20 protein-coding genes are annotated in these 23,608 nt (G+C 49.4%); 9 read left to right on the top strand and 11 right to left on the bottom strand.

Annotated features, from left to right (window positions below; genetic code table 11):
- Nucleotides 1-42: 42 nt before the first annotated feature.
- The gene (locus MKX70_RS14885; protein ID WP_340783875.1) at nucleotides 43-675 is read right to left on the bottom strand and encodes a universal stress protein; all 633 of its coding nucleotides are present in this window, start codon (nucleotides 673-675) and stop codon (nucleotides 43-45) included.
- A 498-nt stretch (nucleotides 676-1,173) separates the two neighbouring features.
- Between MKX70_RS14885 and MKX70_RS14880 the strand changes: the two genes are divergently transcribed.
- The 4 genes from MKX70_RS14880 to MKX70_RS14865 all read left to right on the top strand — a co-directional run bounded on the left by MKX70_RS14880 (nucleotide 1,174) and on the right by MKX70_RS14865 (nucleotide 4,267).
- Nucleotides 1,174-2,043 (top strand): alpha/beta fold hydrolase, encoded by an 870-nt coding sequence (locus MKX70_RS14880; RefSeq protein WP_445323707.1) that lies wholly within the window; start codon nucleotides 1,174-1,176, stop codon nucleotides 2,041-2,043.
- A 138-nt stretch (nucleotides 2,044-2,181) separates the two neighbouring features.
- Nucleotides 2,182-2,661 carry a cupin domain-containing protein gene (locus tag MKX70_RS14875; RefSeq protein WP_042238363.1) on the top strand — a complete coding sequence of 160 codons (480 nt, stop codon included), beginning with the start codon at nucleotides 2,182-2,184 and terminating at the stop codon, nucleotides 2,659-2,661.
- Nucleotides 2,662-2,955: 294 nt separating this feature from the next.
- A complete protein-coding gene (locus tag MKX70_RS14870; RefSeq protein WP_340840249.1) occupies nucleotides 2,956-3,906 on the top strand; it encodes a hypothetical protein in 951 nt (316 codons plus the stop codon).
- A 124-nt stretch (nucleotides 3,907-4,030) separates the two neighbouring features.
- Nucleotides 4,031-4,267 (top strand): aldo/keto reductase, encoded by a 237-nt coding sequence (locus tag MKX70_RS14865; RefSeq protein ID WP_081956624.1) that lies wholly within the window; start codon nucleotides 4,031-4,033, stop codon nucleotides 4,265-4,267.
- Between the two features lie 269 nt (nucleotides 4,268-4,536).
- On the opposite strand, the gene MKX70_RS14860 is transcribed toward MKX70_RS14865, so the two are convergent.
- Nucleotides 4,537-5,220, bottom strand: a complete 684-nt coding sequence (locus MKX70_RS14860; protein WP_340840248.1) for a hypothetical protein — start codon at nucleotides 5,218-5,220, stop codon at nucleotides 4,537-4,539.
- A gap of 193 nt (nucleotides 5,221-5,413) precedes the next feature.
- Here MKX70_RS14860 and MKX70_RS14855 point away from each other — a divergent pair, with 193 nt between their 5' ends.
- The 3 genes from MKX70_RS14855 (at nucleotide 5,414) to MKX70_RS14845 (ending at nucleotide 9,617) form a co-directional block, all read left to right on the top strand.
- A complete protein-coding gene (locus MKX70_RS14855) occupies nucleotides 5,414-6,169 on the top strand; it encodes a LytR/AlgR family response regulator transcription factor (RefSeq protein WP_340840247.1) in 756 nt (251 codons plus the stop codon).
- Nucleotides 6,156-7,454: an ATP-binding protein gene (locus tag MKX70_RS14850; RefSeq protein WP_042238372.1), complete on the top strand. Its 1,299-nt coding sequence runs from the start codon at nucleotides 6,156-6,158 to the stop codon at nucleotides 7,452-7,454. Before MKX70_RS14855 ends, MKX70_RS14850 begins: the two co-directional genes overlap by 14 nt.
- A gap of 123 nt (nucleotides 7,455-7,577) precedes the next feature.
- Nucleotides 7,578-9,617 (top strand): serine hydrolase domain-containing protein, encoded by a 2,040-nt coding sequence (locus tag MKX70_RS14845; protein ID WP_340840245.1) that lies wholly within the window; start codon nucleotides 7,578-7,580, stop codon nucleotides 9,615-9,617.
- Nucleotides 9,618-9,695: 78 nt separating this feature from the next.
- Here the strand turns inward: MKX70_RS14845 and MKX70_RS14840 are convergent, their stop codons facing one another.
- The gene (locus tag MKX70_RS14840) at nucleotides 9,696-10,886 is read right to left on the bottom strand and encodes a hypothetical protein (RefSeq protein ID WP_340840244.1); all 1,191 of its coding nucleotides are present in this window, start codon (nucleotides 10,884-10,886) and stop codon (nucleotides 9,696-9,698) included.
- Nucleotides 10,887-11,080: 194 nt separating this feature from the next.
- Between MKX70_RS14840 and MKX70_RS14835 the strand changes: the two genes are divergently transcribed.
- A complete protein-coding gene (locus MKX70_RS14835; RefSeq protein WP_445323665.1) occupies nucleotides 11,081-11,614 on the top strand; it encodes a cupin domain-containing protein in 534 nt (177 codons plus the stop codon).
- Nucleotides 11,615-11,692: 78 nt separating this feature from the next.
- Here MKX70_RS14835 and MKX70_RS14830 read toward each other — a convergent pair whose 3' ends face one another.
- The 8 genes from MKX70_RS14830 to MKX70_RS14795 all read right to left on the bottom strand — a co-directional run bounded on the left by MKX70_RS14830 (nucleotide 11,693) and on the right by MKX70_RS14795 (nucleotide 22,466).
- Nucleotides 11,693-13,810 (bottom strand): serine hydrolase, encoded by a 2,118-nt coding sequence (locus MKX70_RS14830; protein ID WP_340783858.1) that lies wholly within the window; start codon nucleotides 13,808-13,810, stop codon nucleotides 11,693-11,695.
- A gap of 79 nt (nucleotides 13,811-13,889) precedes the next feature.
- Nucleotides 13,890-15,260 carry a 3-phosphoshikimate 1-carboxyvinyltransferase gene (gene aroA, locus MKX70_RS14825; RefSeq protein WP_081956625.1) on the bottom strand — a complete coding sequence of 457 codons (1,371 nt, stop codon included), beginning with the start codon at nucleotides 15,258-15,260 and terminating at the stop codon, nucleotides 13,890-13,892.
- Nucleotides 15,217-16,455, bottom strand: a complete 1,239-nt coding sequence (locus MKX70_RS14820; protein ID WP_042238379.1) for a Coenzyme F420 hydrogenase/dehydrogenase, beta subunit C-terminal domain — start codon at nucleotides 16,453-16,455, stop codon at nucleotides 15,217-15,219. The genes aroA and MKX70_RS14820 overlap by 44 nt, the downstream gene beginning before the upstream one ends.
- A gap of 18 nt (nucleotides 16,456-16,473) precedes the next feature.
- Nucleotides 16,474-17,652, bottom strand: a complete 1,179-nt coding sequence (locus tag MKX70_RS14815; protein ID WP_340840243.1) for a glycosyltransferase family 4 protein — start codon at nucleotides 17,650-17,652, stop codon at nucleotides 16,474-16,476.
- A gap of 21 nt (nucleotides 17,653-17,673) precedes the next feature.
- Nucleotides 17,674-18,108, bottom strand: coding sequence for a hypothetical protein (locus MKX70_RS14810; protein ID WP_042238382.1), 435 nt, complete (start codon nucleotides 18,106-18,108; stop codon nucleotides 17,674-17,676).
- Nucleotides 18,101-20,161 carry an alpha-amylase family glycosyl hydrolase gene (locus tag MKX70_RS14805; RefSeq protein WP_340840242.1) on the bottom strand — a complete coding sequence of 687 codons (2,061 nt, stop codon included), beginning with the start codon at nucleotides 20,159-20,161 and terminating at the stop codon, nucleotides 18,101-18,103. Before MKX70_RS14805 ends, MKX70_RS14810 begins: the two co-directional genes overlap by 8 nt.
- 2 nt (nucleotides 20,162-20,163) lie before the next feature.
- Nucleotides 20,164-21,303 (bottom strand): DUF1611 domain-containing protein, encoded by a 1,140-nt coding sequence (locus tag MKX70_RS14800; protein WP_340783847.1) that lies wholly within the window; start codon nucleotides 21,301-21,303, stop codon nucleotides 20,164-20,166.
- Between the two features lie 20 nt (nucleotides 21,304-21,323).
- Complete coding sequence (locus MKX70_RS14795) at nucleotides 21,324-22,466, bottom strand: DUF1611 domain-containing protein (RefSeq protein ID WP_340783844.1); 1,143 nt, start codon at nucleotides 22,464-22,466, stop codon at nucleotides 21,324-21,326.
- Between the two features lie 199 nt (nucleotides 22,467-22,665).
- Between MKX70_RS14795 and MKX70_RS14790 the strand changes: the two genes are divergently transcribed.
- Entirely contained in the window at nucleotides 22,666-23,577 is a 912-nt protein-coding gene (locus tag MKX70_RS14790; protein ID WP_340840241.1) for a LacI family DNA-binding transcriptional regulator, read from the top strand.
- Nucleotides 23,578-23,608: the final 31 nt, after the last annotated feature.

The following is a 23,608-nucleotide window of genomic DNA, read 5'->3' as shown; positions in this document are numbered from 1 at the left end:
CAGCAAGGCTTAATCCCCCTTTCTAGTTTTGGTATAATCCGCTTAACGGGGCTTAACCCATTCGTTCTGAACAATTCTCAAATATTGCGCTTCACCGTTTTTGACGATTTTAAACAGGCCGGTATTGAAATCCGTATCGAGCTCACGGAAGAAGACCCCCTTCATGGCTTCATCTCCATCCGGTTCATCCATAAGGATATGACGGTCGCCCTCTTTGACCAGATAAGCAGAGAATCCTTGCTCATGGGACTTTTCGAGCAGCTCCGGATAACGCTGCACCGCAACGATATGAAGATCAATCGGTCCCATCCGCTCCAGCAGCTCATTGATGAAGCTTCCCCTCGTAATCTCCTGCCATAGCGTTTGGCTTGACTGTCCGAGTACAATTTGCGTTATTTTGTTATCCTTTGCAGTCTCCACAATCACATCAGCCGTTTTCTTGCCATTACATTTGCGGATCACAAATTGTCCGCCGGCCTCCTGGGTCTGTTTCTCCCAGCCAGACAGGTACTGCTGCTTCTCCCGGTTATATTCATTGTCTCCGGATGCATCTACTGTAAGCACAATCAGCGGAGCATTGAGCAATTTAGCCAATTGTCCTCCACGCTGTATTAACCGCTGCCCGTGGGGGCCATAATGCACACACACCATGATGCTCTCATTGTTCATTTCCATTTCAAAACCTCCGTGACAGTAAATTTATCCCAGAAAAAAAGCACAAAAAGAGCCCGCTGTTGGCAGGCTCCTCCGGTTAACTCCGTATACAATTATTGCAATTATATAGTCACCGGAGGAGAATGTAAAGGAATTTGCAGTGAATAATCCGGGAAGCATCAGGGGAGCTTGTGTGAAAAGGAGGAATCCCTCATGTTAATACGTAAAATAATATGCTGCATTTCCCTGTTCGCCGCCATGTTGATACTTGGCTGGAAAATGGAAAATTTATTAATTTCTCATACGGCAGTATCACAAATAAGCAGCTTTTCCGTTGAAGAATTTAGTTTCCATACCGAAAGCTTTACTGATCCGCCCCCAATCAGCGTACCCTATCTCCCCAGGGAATATGTGAGAATTAGACGTACGCTAAGATAAAGTGATTATGCTTCCCTCTGTTCACTTATTTCGGGTAAGATAGGGGTTAACCCTTGAATAGAATGGGAGCAGAGAGATATGTTGAGAAGAAGTACCCGGATATTAGAGCTAGAAAATGGGACAATCCTTGAATATACAATAGCCGGATCAGGGAAGCCCATTTTGCTTCTTCACGGTGGGCACTCCAATTGTCATGAAGAGTTTGGATACAAGAATCTGTTAGAGCAGGGCTATTCGATTATTACTCCTTCGCGGGCTGGTTACGGCACAACAAGCAAAGAACTAGGGCTTTCGTTAAATACGGCTTGTGAGGCTTATCTGCAATTGATCAATCACCTTGATGTATGTACAGTTCATGTCGTTGCTGTATCCGCTGGCGGACCCAGCGGCCTAACCTTCGCATCCCTCTACCCCCACCGCGTCAGCAGTCTTGTCCTTCAATCTGCCGTATCCAAAGAATGGCATACTCCTAAAGACACTATTTATAGAATGGCCAAACTATTGTTCCATCCGGCCACAGAAAAATATACCTGGAAACTTGTCTCCTTCTTCAGCCGTACATTTCCAAATTTCATTCTAAAACAGATGGTACCTTCATTCAGTATCCTTCCTGTACCTGAGGTCTTGCAACAGTTCAGCCAAGAGGATATCGAACAATTTATCGCCATGAATCAGCGCCAGCGCTCCGGCCATGGGTTTATACTTGATCTTGAACAGAGTGCAGCCTTTACCCCCTCCAAACTACAGAAAATTCTGTGTCCGGCCCTGATCATGCACAGTAAAAATGATAAGGCTGTTTTACCGGAGCATGCATTGTCTGCTCATCACCATATCCCCCAATCCACACTATGCCTTCTTGACTCATGGGGACATTTGATATGGCTGGGCAGTGGAGCCCGGAGCGTTGACACGGAAATGAATAAGTTTTTGAGCTCATTACCTACTGTCTGAGTCTTATAATGATTACTTTCAATCAATATCTGCTTCCAGTTTTTAGGCTCTAGCCCATTTTTGCAAGCTTTGCAATCTTTTATATAGGCAGATGCATATGATTAAAGTACACACTAAATCGTAAGAGGAGAATTGAGTATGTACCCTAATTCATGCAATCAAAGTTATCAGCCTCAATACTATAATAATTGTTACCCTGATGAAAAAATAAAATTAAGAGATTATGGACAATGTCCACTTGTAGTGAATATTGACCAGGCAGCACGTCAAAACCAAAATTACCGTACGGCCTTATGGACAGGGAAATATTTCCAAGTTACTCTAATGAGCATCAATGTTGGCGATGACATCGGTTTAGAAGTCCATCCGACAACAGATCAATTCATACGTATTGAAGAAGGCCAGGGACTTGTTCAGATGGGTGATAGGAAAGACCATTTAGATTTTAAAGTGATGGCCAATGATGACTATGCAATAATGATACCTGCTGGAAAATGGCACAATTTAACGAATACAGGAAACAAACCCCTTAAAATTTACGTTATCTATGCCCCACCTGAGCATCCATATGGTACAGTTCATGAAACAAAGGCAATTGCCATGAGTGCTGAAGGGTAGTATATGTTCATGCAAAAACAATCTTATTTCGTCCCAGCCAGAGCTGTGGGCGATTTTTTTCATCTTATTACAGTGCTCACATATAAAACCACACCGCTAACGATAGGGTTAGCTAAATCTGGTAATATCCATCTGAAGCATTCACAGAGGTCAGCATGATCGATAACGGTTAAATAACTTGAGCACCTTGGTAGACAGGCTATCCATATTGGCAATGCAGAACGTATTCGCCGGGATTTTATGATACATTATTAATGATGCGCTGCACGAAATGCAATGAGAATGGAGAATAGAATGAGAAATTTCACGAATGATACCGCCCACAAAATATTAGCCAACGAAATTAGCGTAGAAACGTTATTACAACAGTATCCGGAGTATCAGGCGGAGGTACTACAAGAACTAAGTATACTGAAAAGCACCAGGAATTCTAATCTTATCCCTGCCATTCTTGATAAATATACGGCAAGTGCAAAGATGGCCAATCATAAAATTTCCAAAAGCGGCTTCAATGAAAAAACCGTAAATGCCTTTCTGCCTAATGTGATTAAGGCCCGGTTTGCCATCCATCTGCTGGAGCAGCTAAATATAACGGCGTCTTCAAAAACTCCTGCCGGAAATGTAAAGTTCAACCTCTGGGACGGCGTGATCTTACAAAAGCTTTTATTCAAAAAGGGGCTTGAACGAAAGCCGGTTTCTCTGGGCCTGTTCAGGATGTGTTGGAGGATTCTCCTAAATAAAAAGATATTAATGCCACTTGTCAATAAAAAAGGCATCTATTGTTTCTATTCAAAACCTTTAATTAACGAACTCTCAAGCTTGATAGGCGATAAAAAATGTCTTGAAATAGCTGCAGGCGATGGTACGTTAACCAAGTTTTTGAACCAAAAAAACATCAACTGCACAGCAACAGACGACTATAGCTGGAAGCACTATATCGATTACCCCAGCTTCGTGGAACAGGCAGATGCCAAAGCTGCCCTTCATAAATACAGCCCGGTAGTAGTACTCTGCTCTTGGCCTGTACCCAAAAACCCGTATGAAAAACATGTATTTAAAACCGATTCGGTTGACTTATATATCGTTCTTGGCACAAAAGATCCTGCGGTGACTGGAGATTTCGACGCTTATTACAGCGCGGATAAGTTCACCATGGAGCTCAGCGAACGATTGTCCTCCCTCCTGTTACCCCCTTCGCCTGATAATGCTGTTTATATTTTCAGGCGGAAATCGGTTACCTCCTAGGATCGAAGCTTCAAAGTGACGCTGCAGGAATGATCTTCTGCAGCCTGACTTCATTCATATATTTCAGCATGGGTATGGTAAATGTTAAAAAAGGCTTTTGGTCACTTTTTGAGTTAAATGTTCTATTTTCGGCATCAACAAAGGTGAGAACTTCCAAAAGAATATTAAAATCGTTGATAAACTAGCGGAAATCGCCAAAGAAAAGAACTGTACGGTACCTCAACTAACAATTGCATGGACAGTAGAAAGAGGCACATTGCCGATTCCTGGTACGAAACGCCGTAATTATTTGGAGGATAATATCAAGGCACTTGACCGTATTGATGCTGTTAGTCCAAATGCATTTGGTGGTCGTTATTAATGTAATCGTCAAGGAGACTACGAGGCTTCTCTCAGTTATCTGCACCTTCTATTCCATCCATCCTGACCCTAATCACGTCGATGAGCCCTACAGGTAATTTCCCTTTGATTGTTTTCCTGTAAGATATACGTTCTTGTATAGGCTCCGTTTTTCGGGCGGGTCGCCCGACATCGCCGCCACCTCTGGTTCACTGCATTCCGGGCTGGACTTTGCCTGCAGGCCCCTCGGATTCTTCCTCATGGAAGAACCCTGTCTATCCGAGCAACCTTTTAATTTCTTTCAAGTGTCGCCAAGGAAACCATTACCCAGGGAGAAAACTTATTGGACATTTCGCCCTTAGGATTGTATATCCGGAAAAGAAAAGCTTCCCCCGCCTGATTCTTCCATACCATGTAATCCACAACTCCTTTATCACCTGTAGCCTGCAAATACAATTCTGCAAACCCGAGCGGATGTTCAACCAATTCCCCGCTATAATCTTTAGCACTGCCTGTAGCGGAAAGCTCAGTTTCACCTTGTTGCTTCAGCGCAGTGAGATCGTATTCAGAAGCCAAGCTTTCAATTTCCGCATAGTAGGCCGGATCCTCCTTAAGTGATAAACGGTTAGTCTGTACATTCAATGTGAAATCCCCAGTGATATATAGGGAGTATCCATCACCTTGCTCCAGTGTAGCCGTTTGCCCGCTAACCCCGCCCTCCTGTTCACTGAATTCCCGGGTCTCTGGCCGTTCAGAGGTCTGAGGATCAGTAGGGTCAGGAGCAGCAGACGCCGCCTCCGTGGCTGAAGGAGTGGCCGATGGTACAGGAGTGGCTGTAGCTTCGGCCACAGGCATAGTCGCTGCACTTGTTGCTGTTGGCTCTGTCTCATTTGTAGCTTCATTGTTGCTGCACGCGCCTAGAATTGAGGCGGATAGAATAATAGTGGCAGCTGCCGTAACTAATTGTTTGTTCATTGTATACCTCCTCCATCTGGATAATAGTTATTACCCAATATCTACAATCTCCCCCCAGAGCCCGCATCCGTCTGCATTCCAAGGATTCCATTTTGCATTTGATCCCCATGGTTGTTTGTTCTCTTTAAAAATGCTATATACTGTTGTGAATCTATTTATAGGACATTGCGCCGGAACGAAAGGGGTGGCATTCATGTATAGAGTAGCGATATGTGATGATGAGGAGAAGCAGCGAGAGCTTGTTAAGAGGACTCTGATAGGCTTATCCATCAAGACAAATATTGAATTCGAGATAGAGTTGTTTCACTCGGGCGAGCAACTGGCTGCTCATTTTGAGCGTGGCGAAGCGCCCTTCCATATTCTAATTCTTGACGTGGAGATGGGTGGAATGAATGGGATTCAGACGGCACGGAGAATCAGGGAGCTGAAGCACTTTGATGAACAGATTATTTTCCTTACCAGCTACCCTCAATATATGGTGGAGAGCTTCGATGTCATCACATTCCAGTATTTAATCAAACCGGTAGCGCCTCTCCTCCTGGAAGAGAAGATCACCAAGCTATGCCAATATTTTCAGGCCCAAGATAAGAAATTCATGGTCATTAAATCCGGTTATGATGAAGTTGTATTAAGATATGATGATATCCTTGCGATTGAGGCTGCCAAAAGCCTAACGATAAAAAGCAAGCTGCATGTGATCACCGAAGCCCAAATCTATGAGAGCAAGGGTATTATTGCAGATTATGCCGCAGCTCTAAAAGACAGTAACTTCCTGCACATCCACCGTTCGATTATTATCAACCTGCTGCATGTGAAGAAGTTCGCCAGCGGCTCCGTTCTCATGTCGAATGGGATGGAGCTTCCTATAGGCCGGTCCAAGATCAAAGAGGTTAAAGATTACTACACCAAATTTATGATCATGAAGGGTAATTCGTATGATTCTATATAACCTGCCTATAGTCCTCTGTGTGCTGCTGGTGATGTGCTTTCAAACCAACTTTTTCTTCACTTCCGTCTTTGACAAGTCCGCCAGGAAGACTAACCGGATCGTTTACTTCATCATTTACGGTTTGCTTTGTTTCATCTATTTAGTCATTCCGATGAATTCCTATGCAGCCTCTTGTGTCGCATTGCTGATGATCTTTGGTTTGGCGCAATCCTATGAGGTGGAGATTAAGACCAAGGTCATTTTTTCTATCCTGTATGCGGTTTTGATGACGATGGTCAGTTTTATCTCGCTTTATATTTTCTCAACCTTGGATGCCATAGATTTCACTACCCTGGATTCGGGTAACGGGCAGGACCGGCTGACCTTTACGAAGGCGTTAAGCCTTAGCTGTGTGATTATGTTTGCTGTGATTCAGGTGATCAGATTCATTTCCAAACGCAGAAGCTTCTCTTTGCCTTACCGCTACTACATTTTCTTCTTGATCGTCCCCCTGATCAGTATCTATCAGATCAATGTACTTACTGTCACCAGTGAGAAAAACATCTATTATTTCATGGCAATTATCGGATTCCTGTTCCTGAATGTGATGGTCGTCTATATTTTCGATACGATTATTGATAAATTTCAATTCATGCATGAGAATACGCAATTGCAGCACCAGATGAATTATCAGGATGCGAATTATGAGAAAACGGTGCACAGCTTCAAATCCATTAAGCGGATTATTCACGACACCCACCAGCAGTTTCTCTACATTGAAGAATGTATTAAACGTAATGATTCAGCGGCGGCACTGGAGCATATCAGCGTTACCTTAAATAAAGTCGAGGACGCCTACCAGCGGGTGAACACCGGACATCTCGTTATAGATGCGCTTGTCACGAATACCCTTAATATTGGACAGGCCAACGGGATCAGAATGGATACCAGGCTTCAGCTCTATTCGCTGGAAGTGAATATTGACCGTTATGACCTATGTGTCGTTCTTGGAAATATGCTGGATAATGCGATAGAAGCCTCTAAGAAGGTTAGGGTGGCAGAGGACCGGTACATGCTCATCCAGATTCATTCGAATGAATCGGCGCTGTTCATCCACATCCTTAATCATATGGACAAAGAGACCGCCCCCTTGCACAGCCAGAAGCCGGACCCGGAGTATCATGGCATCGGCTTAACCAATATAGCCAGAATATGTGATAAGTACGGCGGCAACATGACCATCGAGTCCGGACATAAAGTCTTTAACAATATGGTCGTCCTCCCCTTTCACACGGACAATCCTTAGACAATACTATTGTTTAGGGATTGTTTTTTTCGTTTCAGGGTACTTCGGATCTTCTCCCTCCTTCTTGCTTGTATGATGAATTCAGATTTAAATTTCGAGCAGCAACAGGAGGAGGAAATAAGGATGAAGAAGTTGATTGCAGCCGTATTGGCTTCGGTGTTAGTAATCCCCATGGCTCAGGCCTCGGCACAGGAGAAGGGGACCACCGTGGAAGACAAGGCCCGCGCGCTGGCTTCGGAGATCATCTCCAATTATGGGGTAAGCGGACTACAGTATGCCATCAGGGATAAAGGTTCTATCACCCTGTCCGGGGGTGCCGGTGTGTACGATAAAGCCACTCAGGCACCGGTAACGAAGGATACGATGTTTGGGATTGGCTCGGTCAGCAAAATGCATGTCTCTGCCGGGGCGATGATCCTGGCGGATTCCAAGGCTATTAATATCGACAAGCCCCTCACTACGTATTTACCGCAGTTTAAGATGGCCGATGCCAGATATAAGGACATTACACCGCGGATGCTAATGAATCATTCGTCAGGTCTTTACGGCAGCCACTATGGCAACAGCATGCTGCTGGATGACAACGACACACAGAATCATGATGAATTACTGTCAAGGCTGGAGTCCGAACATCTGAAATCCAATCCCGGAGAATATTCGGTCTATTGCAACGATGGCTTCCAGCTGCTCGAGCTCATGATTGAGCAGGTGAGCGGATTAAGCTATTCCGAATTCCTGGACCGGTACCTAAGCAGTCCGCTGCTGTTAAGCTCGACCCAAACGCCGCTCGATACGTTTGACAGACAGCAACTGGCCAGAACCTATTTCCCGGGGCTGGAGCAGGCTCTGCCCGTTGAGAATGCCAACGTCATTGGAGCAGGTGAAATCTATTCCACGGCAGAAGAATTGACCGAGTTTGCTGAAGTGCTGATCGGAAACCGTACGGATATTTTATCCGAAGCCTCGGCCAAGGCTATGCAGGCGCCTGAATATAAGAATGGAATCTGGGTACCGGATGAACGAAATACCTTCAGCTATGGTCTGGGCTGGGATGCTGTGAGCCTGGCCCCGTTCAGCGATTACGGAATCACCGCACTAACCAAAGGCGGGGATACCATTATGTATCATGCTGCGCTAACTGCAATACCCGAATCCGATATTTCGATTGCTGTACTCTCCTCCGGCGGGAGCTCGATCTTCAATACGATTTTCGCCTCGAATGTCCTGCTGGAGTACTTGAAGGATACCGGGAAGATTGACAAGCTCCTGCCGGCCCCAACCTTCGTGCCCCCGGTAAAAGCGGCCATGCCCGCTGAGCTACAATCCTATTCCGGATTATACGGTACAGTGGGCGCAACAACTGCTATAGCAGTTAAGGATGGAGAGCTTGACCTGCCTGCTCTGGAAGGCGGACTGATCCCCGCACAGAAATATATTTATACAGGCAACGGGCAATTTAAGAGCAGCGATGGCCGTTCCGCCGTAAGCTTCGATCCGCAGAAGAACGGCAAAACCTACCTAAAGCTTAATGCCGAGTTGGATTTCCCCGGAGCCGGCCAGATGGTGATGGTAACCTACGAATATCAGAAGCTGGAGTCCAATCCTCTAACCCCCGTGACGAAGCAGGCCTGGGAAAAGAGAAACGGGAAAAATTACTATGCTTTGGATGAGAAAATCAATTCATTATTTTATCTGTCCCCTGCGATCCTAACGAAGAATATCGCTGTGGATGAGGGATATGCCTCGGGCACCCGGATTGTGGATGAGCACCAAGCTGTCAATGCGGCTGAAATACCGGTCATGAACGGAAGAGATGCGTTTGATTTGAACTTCTATACGAAGAATGAAGCGGAGTATTTAAGCATTGATGGCAATGCTTATATCAGCGAAGATGCGGTTCAGCCTATCTATGGGGGCCGGTCATCAATCAGTACGGTATCCGCTAATGGTCAAGGGATATGGTTCAAGATCGGTGAGAAATCAGCCGGGAAAACAATGACTGTGACGGCTCCGGCAAGCGGCGGCTTCGCTGTCTACGATGCCGATGGAATGATCGTAAACTTCTCTGTGGTGACCAAGAACCCTTCGGCAGTCTTGCCGCAAGGCGGTATGGTTGTCTTTGGCGGTCAAGCAGGAGATGTATTTAAGATTAATATGAAATGACAGTTCCACTCTAAGCGAGCAATATCAAAACAGTCGCAGGGCACCGGCATGATGACGGTACTCTGCGACTGTTTCATACTAAGGATTCATAAAGACAACCTCGTAATCGGGAAAGTCTTCCGTCCATTTGGCAATCGTCTTCGGCAGCTCAGTTGTATTCGGCACGTTGGTGTAGAACCGGACAATGGCAATATCGAATTCCTCCAGGCTGTTCTCCTCATCCGTGTCGAGCACCGCTGCCCAATAGTGGCCCTGTTTGTCATACATAATAATCGCTTCTGTCAGTGTAAACAGTCCGCGCACGCCGCCTGAGATTACGCTTGCACCCAGACCATCCAGATCCTTCGGCTTATCCAGCAGCTGCATGCTGTACAAGAACAGATCATAATCATCGCCTACCACTGTGCGGAAGGCCTTGTCTGCTGCAGCTGTCTTGAAGACACCTGTATCCTTAAGCGTGTAGACACCCTCTTTGTAGGGACCTCGGGCATATTCGCCGGTGTAGGTTACATTCGCTCCCGCAGAGTACACTGGCGAAGGGCTGGTTACATACAGCTGGCCGTTCAGCAGGTAGAAAAAGACAACAGAACCGTCCTCTTCCTTATATACAGCCATCCGTTTGCGGACCACGGCCGACTCCTCATACAGCTGGCCGGAATGGCCGCCATCGAACGCATCGATGGAAAAGGTCAGCTTATCGCTCTTGACGTTGCTGAATGTTGCATAACCCCCATAGAAAGGCGATTTGCTCGCCATATACCATTCGCCGTTCCACTCAGCAGCTGCCGGAACCTTGACACTCTTGGAAGCTGTTGCCGTCAACGCCTCTACCGGCAGCTGGCGGGTACCGTCCGGATTGCTCCATACCCCGGCAAAACCGGTGCCGGCAATCCACCAGCCCTCGAAGCGGCCCGTTTCCTTGCCCTTGGCATCATATTCATACATATTGACTATTTTGCCGCTGACATCACCTGAGAGCTTGATCGTCTTTTTGTATTTGTCGTAATAATAACTGCCTGTCAGCTTCCCGCTGCTCTCAATCTTGACCGACATATGAATCGGCAGATTCCCGTTAATTGCGCCGGTCAGCGGCACCAGTCCGTTCGTGGCCGGACTCTGGGTTGTCGCCGCTGCGACCTGAACCGGAGCAGCCTTGTCTTGTACCGGAGCAGCCTTGTCTTGTACCGGAGCAGCAGCAGCAGCCGGGATAATGAAGAGTGCGGGCAGCAGCAGCGCGGCAGCCAGCAGTGTACCTATTTTACGTATCATAATGAACCCTCCCTTTCACGCCATCTACAACAGATATATTACACTGTATGCCATGAATTACCCTATAGTTGTCAGATAGACCCTCAGATTATCAAGACCCGGGAGAAAATTATCAGCAAGAGGGAACTATAGGATAGGCCAGGAAAGAGTTTGGGTAATGACAACTAAAGACAAGGACAAGGAGATGATTAGGGTTGCCAGAATCTCATCATGACAGACCGAAGCAGGATGGCTCCATAGAAACCTTCGCCTTCAAAGCCGACAAGCTGCTGCCGAATAATCCGGAGCTTCCGGCAGTTCTGTATAAAGGTGCATTTCAGGAGAATCCGGAAAGCGCAGAACAGATCTTCAATGACAACGGCTGGCTGAACAGCTGGGTGAACGGGGTATTCAGCTATCACCATTACCATAGCAATGCGCATGAGGTGCTCGGCGTAATGTCCGGCAGCGCCAGCCTGCAGCTGGGCGGCGATGCCGGCCGCAGGGTTGAGGTATCGGCCGGAGACGTACTGGTGCTGCCTGCCGGTACGGCGCATAAGCGGCTCACCTCCTCGCAGGACTTCCGCATCGCCGGTGCTTATCCCGGCGGAGCAGATTACAACACCCGCCGGGCCACGCCGGACGACTTCGAAGCGGCGCTCCCTGAAATCGGCCAAGTGCCGCTGCCGGATAGTGATCCTGTTTATGGTGAGGCAGGTCCGCTGTTGAAGGTATGGGGAAAGAGTTGAGCTTCCGGATAGTTGAAAGACTTTGCGAACCCAAAGAAAGAGCACATCCCTTAGAATGTGCTCTTCTTTGAGTCAAGATTATTTACCCGCTTCGCCGGATTTCTCCGCCAGTCCGGCTACGATCTGATTCATCGGATTCGTGAACAGGGCATACAGAATGGCAGCATTCTCCTGTTTACTTAGGGCTTCTCTGGACTTGAAGTCAACAGCGCCTTTGGCATCCGCCTTGATGTCCGGTCCGTATAATCCCAGAGCCACAGCCATCTTCACTGCCGGAACTGCCCATTTATCCGTATTCCCCGCCAGCTTCACATCCTGGAACAGTTTATCCGGGTATTGTGCACTTAGCAGTCTCCATACCATGACCGCCGCCTCCTGGCGGGAGATGACCCGGTCAGGCTGGAATTCTCCGCCCGCTGTTCCCTCCACCATTCCGAGTTCTACAGCCATTTGTATATAGCCGGCATCCGGATGTCCCTGCAGATCAGGGAACGCCAGCTTGGTAGTCTTGCTTTCTTTGACACCGCTGCTCTCCAGCATCAGCCGCACATACTCGGCACGCGTGATTCCCGCCTCAGGCTGAAAGCTGAGCGCCGCATCATTCGGCAGATAGCCCAGCGACTGCAGCATCATAACCGGGGTCGCATAAGGATGGCTTGCTGTGACATCGGAATAACCAACGCCGTCCGGCCCTTTCTGCTCATAGCCGTAAGGATTAAGGTACGGCTCTTTCAGATAAGCTCCTTGTCCGCCCGGCGTCAATTCAAAGCCGGTAAATTTCTTGGTAAGCTCATCGATGAACAGATTATCATCTACCTGGCGCAGCTGGCGGGTGCCAAGGAAGGCGTCACTAATGGTAAGTGCACCCTCTTGCATAGCAACTGTAGAGACCAGGCTCTTGAGCCGGAGATCCGCATAGTATCCGGTGAACGCATCCAGAGCTTCAGCGCTCAGCGGCTGGAAGGCGTCCAGCTTCGCCGGTGCGGCATATTGCGGGAAGAATGCCTGAATGAACGCCGGGTAGAACAGCTCCCGCAGTGCGCTCTGCTGATTATAGGCAATGAACACCCCGGTGTTCTGCTCCGGGATCAGGAACATATAAGTGCTGAAGCCGATTAAATCGCCTGCTTTGGTGATAATCTTGGAGCTGCTGCCGGCACCGGGAAGCTGAATCGGTGCTTCGAAGCCGTAGGTGGTATTCGGCAGCAACGGGTGGATGGAGGAACGGTATTCCTCCATGGCATCTACGGTACTTGCAGCCAGAATGCGGTTATTCCCGGAAACGCCCCCATTCAGAAAAGCCGTCATGAACTTGCCGATATCATCCGCAGTAGAGAGCATCCCTCCTTGCGGCATAACAGTCGGAGTTACTGTATACAGATCAAGCGCCTTGCCGGTGGCATCATAGGCGGTAGCAAGCTCATCTTTCAGCTTGCCTTCCAGCAGGAAGCCGCTTGAATCCATATTCAGCGGGGCAAACACATGCTTCTCCAAGTAATCCTCATAGGGCTCGCCGCTGGCTTTCTCCACCACCAGACCGAGCAGCATTGAAGCGAAGTTGTCATACATGTAGGAAGTCCCCGGCTCTCGGACAACCGGCGGCATATTCCGCAGCACATAATCCTCGATCGACACCTTGGTTTCGAAATCATCGTTGATATCTTCCGGCTGCGGGTCCTGAATCCGGAAGCCGGTGGTATGGGTCAGCAGATCCTCCACCGTTACCGGAACGCCGAAGGGATTGTCGAAGACAATAGGTCCGGTATAGACTTGAAAATCCGCTTTCAAATCGATTTTGCCTTGCTCTACCAGCTGCATGGCAGCAGCGGCAGTGAAGGTTTTGGATACCGAGGCCATGCGGAAGACCGTTTCATCTGGGTCTACCGCTGTTTTGGCAGCCTTGTCTGCGTAGCCGAAGCCTTCTTCAATCACCGTCTTGCCATCCTTGACCACAATGACAACCGCGCCGGCAAGCTGCGCTTTCACCTCATCCGAGCTGAAGAATTGCTTGAGGAATGCTGCGGCATTCTCCTTTGTTAGCGGCTTGGCTTGTCCGGCTACAGACGCCGGAGGTGCAGATACCGCAGGAGCGGCAGACGCTTGTACCGCCGGGGCCGCCAACGTTAGAATCAGGGCAGCAGCAAGCACTGTCCTCGTCCAAAAGGCCGAACGGTTACGCAATATAGACAACTTCACTAACATCACTCCATTTCCATTGAATTAACAGGCATAGTTGTTTCTACGCCATTTCATGGAAATGGGTTCAATTAATTCCCTACAATGGATGCAAAATATCAATATGCGCAAACTGTGAGAGATCCTCTACGAAGCCTGGATAAGAAATATTGATACAGCCGCAGTTACGGATGATCGAAGGCTCCTCCAGGCTGCTGGCCAATACAGCGGCGGTCATGGCGATCCGGTGATCGCCGCAGCTGTCTACAATGGCAGGCGATAGACGCTGTCCGCCATGAATGACCATTTCGTCCTCACTGCAGGTAGTTTCCACGCCGAATGCTCTTAGCACCCCTGCAGTGGTCTGAATCCGGTTCGTATCCTTGTCTCTCAATTCCCGGCAGTTCCTGATCACAGAATCCCCTTCAGCGAATACCGATACCGCAGCGAGCAGAGGAACCTCGTCTATCAAGCTCTGTATTTGCCCGTTGCCTTCAGCACAGACAGGGGACAAACGGGTTCCCGGCGTGCAACAGATATCTGCGATGGGCTCCCCGGATATCAGCTCCTGTTCCGCTTGCAGCGTCAAAGGAAGCCCCATCTCTGTGAGCAGACGGATGAATCCGCTCCGGGTTGGATTAACACCCACCCCCTTAATCAACAGGCTGCCCTTGCGCTCCATTCCCCGGATAGCATAGGCAGCCAGCAGAAAAGCCGCTGAGGACAGATCCCCCGGAACCCTTACATCTTTGGCGGAAAAGGCACTTCCTCCCTTCAGGAAGGTAACATCATTATCAGAATGAATATCTATGCCGAAATACTGCATCAGGCGTTCGGTGTGATCCCGACTTTGACAGTTTTGCCGGTAACATGTGATTCCGTCCGCATATAATCCCGCGAACAGCAGGGCGGACTTTTCCTGTGCACTGAATACGGTGGCTTCCATTTCTATGGGGGACAAGGGTGATGCCCCCTGAATCCGCAGAGGCAGACAGCCCTTCACCCCAAGATATTCAATCACAGCCCCCATGTCTGTAAGCGGCTGAACAACCCAGTCCATCGGTCTTGCCGAGAGCAGTGAGTTTCCCCCGAGTTCCGCTGCAAAGGACTGTCCTGCCAGGACGGACAACATCAACCGGGCCGATGTGGCCGTATTCCCGACCTCAAGTCTGCCCGCCGGTGCCTGCAAGCCCCGCAGCCCTCTTCCATTCACAGACAGATCATCCCCATTCCATGCAAACGTTACACCTAATTGGCGGAGAATCGCGATACAGCTCTGAGTGTCACGGGAACGCAGCACATTATACACCGTGGCTTGGCCTTCAGCGATAGCATTCAGGACGATCGCCCGCTGGGAAATTGATTTGTCTCCGGGAACCGAATCGAATTGGAAGGAACCCAACTCCTGCTTCGCCTTAATCCGCAAATCACATTTGGCCGGTAGCCCGACCCTGCTTCGTCCCAATTCCAATTCTGATCACCTCGTCATCCGAGAGTATTTGCGAGTAATCCATATCTCTTCCGGGAGCCAGCGGAATCCTCCGGTCGCCCATTGCTGCATAGCTGCGGTACCGCTGCCGTTTCCGCTCCAGTCCAAGGTTATTCTCAAAGGTGTAATCGTACAGCTTGACCGCGTTCCGGCGCACCGCAAGCTCAAGCAGGTCAGCTCCTGTCTTCGTTCGCACCATTACCGTGGAAGAGGCTTTGGCAGATATCCCTTCCCTGCTGGAATCAAAAATATTAGGATCTCCATCCGAAATCGAAATATCAGCAATGCCTGACCACCAGTCCGGACAAGCAAGACAGCGAAAGGTTTTAAACTTTTTGAATTCCTCCACCAGCCGGTAAAAGGGCAGATAATGCTCCTGCCCCTGACGGGTCCTGACCATGAACTGTCCCGGATATTCCCCTTCCCGGTATCGCATCAAAACTACGTCAGCCAATTCGATCCCCAAGATCTCCGTAATCAGATGCTCGGTCCCCCCCAGTGAAGTGTTGGAGGCGCATCCAAGCTCAATCGTGAACGCCACTTTGTCTGCCAGTACAGTGGACGGCGAGTGTTCCGGCAGATTTAGCAGCTTATGGATGCCTTGAATCTGGCAAGGTACGCCTATAATGCCGATCTTGTCATATCTGCGATCCTGCAGCAGATCCAGATTGGGGGTGATACAGTAGCTGGTCTGGGCACATTCGATAATCCGGTCCACTGAATCGGCAAGGTAGGCCTTCGGCACCCAGGGACGCTCCTTATCTCTTCCCACAACAATCACCGCGTCAGCAAGCTTCTCCTCCAGCGCGGTAACCGCCAGGATTGTCCCTGCCCCGCCGGCTGCCGCCCGCCCGAGAATCTCCGGGTCTGCCGCCGACAATTGACAGGTAGACAAGTAGATGCCGGTCCAGCGTTCAAGCTCTGAACGGTTGCGGCCGAAGATGCGCCGCTCGGATTCCATAACGCCTGTATCATAGCCCGGGCACACCTCCGAGCAGAGATTGCAGCTTCCGCAGGTGTCGGCCGCCTGGCTCTCCAGACCCTGAAAGACCGGGAGCGAGATGGAATCTCCGTTCATCGCAAGCAGACCTTGGGGACACACTGCAGCGCACAATCCGCAAGAGGCGCATAGCGATAGATCTAGAATCTCTTCCTTGAGCGTTATAAAAGATGTCATACCGGCATCTTCCCTTCCTTATAATCTCACGCCGCTCAGCGCGGAATAGACTTCTCTGGTTCTGTCAGCAATGGGGGTCCAGTCATACCGGAGCAGCACCTCCCGCCGGGCTGCTTCTGCAAGCAGGCTCCCCTCATCAGGCTCACGGAGCAACTGTAGAATCCGGCCTGCAAGCATGCCAGAATCCCCGGATATGCTGGTGAGTCCGGTACGCCCATGCTCGACAATCTCGGCCAGTCCCCCTTCTTCAGACACAATTACCGGTGTACCGCTGCCCATCGCTTCCAGTGCCACAATGCCGAAGGGCTCATATAAGCTGGGAAAGACACAGACATCGGCAATTTGGAACAGATAGCTTTTCTCCAGGCTGTCCACGAAGCCGGTGAAGTGAATGCTTGTACCCAGCTCAGCCGCACTGGCCTCAAGCTCGGCGAACATCGGTCCCCGGCCTGCGATAATACAGGTGCAGTGCGGGAATTCCCGCACTACCTCATGCATGCTTTGCAGCAGCACCTGTACTCCTTTTTCCTTCACTAGTCTTCCAATGAACAAAATAATCTTTCCGCCGTTCTGCGCATACTGCTCTCGTCTGAAGGAATGTGCGGGAATCAGCTCCAGTGAACGGAGATCAATGCCGTTCGGAATAATCACCGTCCTTGACTCCTCAAGACCATGCACAGTGCAGACCTCCCGCTGCATATGCAGGCTGCATACAATAACCTTGTCCGATGTTGAGACCAGTTCATTCTCAAGGGCATGAATCGTGTGCTGCTGAGGCGTGAATACTCCCTGGTTCCGTCCAAACTCCGTAGCATGGATTGTTGTAACAAGCGGTAACGACAGACGTTGACGGAGAATAAGGGCTGCGTAGCCGACCAGCCAATCATGCGCGTGAATAAGATCGAGGCTTACGTTCCCGATTAGCCGGGATACAACGTAATCTACAATCGCCAGATTGAACTCAAGCACCCAATCCTCGAAATCGGTCAAGTTCTCATAAGAATTCACACGGTGCACGTATACGCCGTTCTCCACTTCCAGAACGGTCCGCCCGGGAGCGCTGTTGGTGATTACATGAACCTCGGTCTGCCCGCTTGCCAAATGCCTGGACAATTCATAGACATGCGGGGCCATCCCTCCGATCACCATAGGCGGATACTCCCAGGACAGGATTAAGACAGATGCGCTGGACTTCATAGGTTGTCCCCTCCTAATCTCTCAATGTGTAGATAGTGAATATCCTGTGAAGAATTCCCACCATGTATTTTGCTCCAGCAGCGGAGGTGAAGAATGGTCTCTCTGGAAGGAAAGCCAGTCGGAATACTCAAGGCTGCCGTCATCACAAACAAATAACACATTAGATCTTAAAATTGGTACAAACGTTTGCACTTTTTTAATAATCCCTAAATCAGCATAATAGTAACGGTCTAGCGGCCTGGGAATCCGCATCTCCAGCGTTTGCCCGAGCGGCCTGTACACTGGGAACAGGAACTGGGCAAATTTGTTATCGGATGAGAGGGTGGTTAGCCGGACAGCCTGCTGCAGCTCAAGCCAGCCGCTTTTAAAATGCCAGGCAATCAGCCGCCTTGTCTCTTCGTCCAGTACCGTTCGGAAGATCAGACGCGTCCCGTCAAACTGCAATCTCTCATCCATACGCAGCATCTCCTTCGGATAACAGATTAGCTTCCTGGTGACATCCCTGCCACTCCACTATCATTTCCGATACACCCTCCGCAGGCGTATGAATGTAATGAGCCTCCCCTTGCTCCATGCGCACAATACCAGAGTCACCCCTTAGCAGAAAGTTGAACTCGATCCGGCAGTCTGCGGGCAGACTGATATCGCAATACCAGCTTGGATACCGGTAGACAATATGATTGTAAAACGGCCCTGCGGCCCTCTCTGCTTGCCATTCTCCAAGCTCATACACGTTTCCCGTCACATAGACCCGAGTATCATATTCGGTATGCAGATTCTTGACTACCAGCCTTACCGTGACCAGCGTTCCTGTCCACACCGTCAGTTCTTCCGCCAGCTGGAACTCGCTCTCCCCGCCTGTCAGACCTTGTACATAATGTGTTCCCGCCGGGACCGCCGGAATCTTGGCTACGATCTTCTCCGGTTGCCATGAGATTACATCAGCCTCATAACCGCCAACCCTCAGACGGCCGTTGTCCCCTAAATGTCTGCCCCGGATAATAAGCTCGCTTCCCGGCGCCGCTGCTTTGGGATAGAAGTGCAACGCATCCAGCTCCTCCAGATCTGACTCATGAACATAGATATAAGCAGACTGAGGTTCCAGTATCACATTTTGTATGTCCCCTTCGGCTCCGGCAACTGCCTGACGGTCTGGATAAATGTCCTTAAGCAGGCTGGAGTAAGCGCCTTGCGGCAGGGAAGTAACCAGCGGAGGCAGTGTATGTCCGCTTTCACCCTGATTAATTAGAATAAGTGCAACATCCTTCTTGTAGCTGCGCTCGAATACGAGCACTCCCGAATTCAAATACAGCAGCTTCGTATTACCGTAACCAATCGCAAGATTACATGCTCTTAAACGATTAAGCTGAGCCACTAACCGGTAGGCCGTAGTCTCCCTGCTGAAGGAGCTCATCATAGCACGATTGCCGGGATCATCCCCGCCGCTCATGTACTGCTCGGTTCCATAGTACACCACAGGCAGGCCTGCGGAAGTCAACAGCAGCACAAGCGCCAAATCCGTAAGCAAAGGATCAGAATCCCGGGTAAACCGGCTCATATCATGATTATCCAGAAAAATAAGCTGGTCATTCAAATGCTTATAGCTGCCGGAGGATTCGCATAGCATTTCAGCGAAAGCACCGAAGCCCTGCCGCCCATGAAAGGCCTCGCGGATCGCATGGGTGAACATAAAATGCAGCAGACTCATCCCGCTCCCATTGGCAAAGGCTGCATTGTCCTGTGTGTGGCCATGTGCTTCAAGAAACCACTCCCCGAACAGATAGGCCGGTTTCCTGGCATGGATGAAGCCGCTCAAGGAGGTTAGCCAGCCTGGGGGAATATGTTTGGCCGCATCGATCCTCACACCGTCCACCCCCAGATCCAGCCAGAAGGCAATCCCTTCCCGCAAAAGCTCATCCACTTGCGGGTTCATCTGATCCAATCCGGCAAGGTCATACAAATTCCGGTACTGCGAATCTTCGGCATCCCGAAAAGCAGTGCCGCCATTATGCAGAAATACACGCTCCAGGTCTCCCGAATAAGTAGCTACCAGCTGGCCCGCGCGGTATATTGCGCCATTCTCCATATAATCCGGCCGCAGTTCCAGTGCAGGGGACGTATGATTCGGTGTAAAATCAATAATTACCTTAAGTCCGTGCTCATGCGCTGTGCTCAGCAGGGCGCTGAATGTATCCATAGAACCAAAATAAGGATTGGGCTTCAGGAAGTCTCTGGGCCAATATCCATGATAGGAAGCCGTGCCTTCTTCATCGTCCGTGCACACATGAATGTTCTCTGCCGGCTGGGAAATCAGGATCGCGCTGACCCCCATACCGGTAAGATATCCGTCCTGAATCCTGGCAATAATTCCTGCCCAGTCGCCGCCGAGATATTTTCGCAGATTGCCTGCTCCAGAGCTGAAGAGCTCCGCTCGCGGCCGGCTGGCAGGGTTGCCTTCGCAGAACCGGTCGGTGACAATCTGATAGATGCATTCGCCCGGATTCAGCATGGTTACTTACCAGAAGCGGCCGGAATAGCATTCGCTTCCTCCAAGATAAGATTCACCGCTGCTTCTGCTTGTTCGGTAAAGAGGACATGAATATGAAATTTCTGTTCCAGTTCAAGCTTGCGGGCCAATCGTTGTTCAAGGGGATAGATCTCATAATGCCCATAAGAGGTTTCAAGCTTATCCGGCAGCAGCAGGGCAATCGGCCGCCTGGAGTAGATTCTTAAGATTTCAATCGCATCAAGTATAGCGCTGTCATCATCATAACCGGCAATCAGCAGAACATACTCCGGATCAAATGTCCGCAGCATCGCGTATCGCAGAGAATTGAAAGCAATATTCATTGTGGGGAGAATGGAGCTTTGCCCCGCCATAACGATCCAATCGCTGCCACTCTGCTGGGCTTGATGAATAACAGTATCGATATAATACGGGTACTGCTCCAACGGACGGTGCGCCAGGAATTTGAAGATATCCCCTTCAGGCTGCCCGAACAGGAATCCGGTTGGCTCTGTGATAAAGGCTGTAGCCGGAATGCCCAGCGCTCCGAACTGCCGATAGAGATTCATCTGCACGGTAAACTTGCCAATGCACCCCCGTGTAGCAAAAATACCCACTCTCTTAATCGTTCTGGGGCGGGCGAACATCAAGGCTTCCTTCTCAAACTGTCCCAGATAGCACTCAATATCTGTTCCGCCCGTGCTGTAACGCTCATCCATCTCCTGAAAGAGCTGCTCCTGAGGACTGTGAACCACATCGATTTTTAATTGCTGCTCTGCCATCCAGTTCAGGGTATCCCTGTCATAAATTTCATGAACACTGACTACCCTTAAGCCCCGGCCAGAAGCATACAAGACCAATTTCCGCCATAATTCCGCCAGATCATGCTCAGCGAATACACCTTTGTTCCCCCCAAAAGTAGTGCCGGGATCATTGAGAATCAGAGTGTCCGCATCCTTCAGACCAGCTTCCATAGACGAATGAATAAGAATTCCCGAATGCTTCCCGTCCACCTGCTCTCCGGCATCTTGTCCGTCTTCCTGCACGAAGTCGATCACCGACACAATGTCCACGCTCAACAGGTCACGAAAGCGAAGCAGACCCTGCGTGATTTTATTGAAGGGATACAGGACAACCCTTTCCATGTTCACCGCCTCCGCCCGGATCATAATTTGACAGTCTTCTTATAGCCAGCCAGCTTGGCAGCCAATCTGCCAATGTCCAGCACCGATTCAACATTCTCGGCTGCAAACCGGCTGCGGATCTCTTCCTTGCGCTGTTCTATTTCTTCCGGGGTCTTCGAGATGTATTCTCCGAAATCAACTTCGTATTTATCCGGAATCAGAATGGCAAACGGCCGGCTGCTATTGCCGTAAACGCGAAGAATATCGAGGCTGTCTCTAATCTGCTCATCATCATCGTAGCCTGCGATCAGGATCGTCAAATCGGGCTGTAAAGCGCGCAAATAGGAGACCTTGGTCGCTGCAATCACGAAATTCTCATTCGGAAGCAAGGAGCCTTGACCTGACAGCAGGACGTAATCACAGCCTTCCCTCTCTGCTTCCCGGACTGCCGCGTGAATGTAATACGGATATTGGCTCAGCGGCTTATTGGCAATAAATTTCATTATATCGCCGCCCGGTTGATTGAAGAGTGCGGCTGTGGGCTCGGTTATAATCGCCTGGACCTTCTCTCCTGCCTGCTTAAGCGCCCGGAATAATGACATTTGGGCAGTGAATTTCCCGAGGCATCCTCTTGTTGCGAATATACCTACCTTGCATATATTGCGGTTATAAGCGGTTATTTGTACGTCCATATCAAAATAAGATAAGTAAGTGGCTATTTCATCTCCAGGGGAAGGAAAAACATATTCTGTATGAAGCCGGCGCTGCAGACTTGCGGGGATTTGAGGCAGAATTTCAATCATGATTCCATTCTCGAGCAGCCATTCCAGGGTCGGACGGTCAATGATTTCGTGCACACTGATGATCCGCAGCTTGTGCTCATGGGCAGAGACAACGAGCATTCTCCACAGCTGGCTGAGCTTATGCTCACCGTACACACCCTCGTTATTTCCGAAGGAAGTTCCTGGATCATTCAGAATAAGAGTATCCGCTAAGCCAAATACCTCTTCAAAATTGTCCGTGACCGGAATTCCCGCCGCACGCCCTTCCACCAGCTCTGCTGCATCTTTGCCCTTATGCAGGACAAAATCAACAACCGCTCTTACTGTAAAATCCGTTAGATCCCTGAACCTGATGATCCCTTGCGTAATCTTATTGAAGGGATACAACACTACATTGTCCATACATAACCGCCTCCCAATAATAGAGTAAAGAATAGACAACAATCGGTAGACTTAACCGATTAAGCTGATACTACAATATTTTACATATTATATCAACAACAAGAAATAAAAGGTTTATTATGACACATCACATCCAGGATTGACGACTGATCCAGCTAATGTTAATCTTTAGGAAATCAACAGACAGGAGATTGGTGCGTTGAAAAAAACGACTATGAAGGACATCGCCATCCGTGCTAACGTATCCGTTGCCACCGTAAGCTATGTGCTGAATCGTGTGGATAATCAGACCATTCCTGAGAAGACGCGCCGCCAGATTATGGAACTGGCTAAAGAGCTCCGCTATATTCCAAACTTAGCAGCCCGCTCACTGGCAAATCAAAAAACCGGTCTGATAGGTGTATTGGTCCACAAATCCAAGTCATTGCCCTACTGGAAGCTGCATGCCCAGCTCGCCTTCATTCATGCTTTGGAGCAGCGGCTTACAGCGGCCGGTTATCATACGCTCCTCTATTCTCTGGATACCGACACCCCTTCGCTGGATATTATCGTTGAACGCAAGCTGGAAGCCGTGTTCCTCATTGATACACAAGATAATTCCTTCTACTCGATCTCCAGACACTTTGTCGAAGGCATCCCCCTGATTCTGATCGACAGCATGATAGAGGATAAGCTTTTCAAGCAGGTGGTGTTTAATTTCCGATCAGCGCTTGAAAAAGCTCTTCCCGAAGATCTGTCGCAGGTCTGCTTGATTTTGGAGGGCTTTAATAATTCGCTCCTCACCCGCTATATCCGCAGCAGTGTTCCTCTGGCTGAGGATGCCGTATTTGAGATCCATGAACTTCAGGATTTGCTTCCGGCCATGGAGCACCACCGCTTCAAGCAGGCAATTGTGATCAATGAATTCATTGGCAGCTACGTGGAGAAGTCTGGAAAGTTCGAGCATCTTACGGTCATCTGCACAAGTAATTCCCCGGAAATGCTGGGTGAAGATGTGAAGAAGATTGTTTTTCAAGGAGATAAAGCGGAGGTTGCCTATGAACTCATGCAAGAGCTATTGCACCATCCGGACTACTCCGAGCAAGTGAATAACTGTTATTATGTCGACTAATTTTTTTGAGGGTTAACTTAAGCGTTTAAGT

The sequence above is a fragment of the Paenibacillus sp. FSL R7-0312 genome (assembly GCF_038004445.1).
GTDB lineage: Bacteria > Bacillota > Bacilli > Paenibacillales > Paenibacillaceae > Paenibacillus_AQ.
The sequence above is the reverse complement of the archived record's forward strand: the minus strand, read 5'-3'. Positions and strand labels throughout refer to the sequence as shown.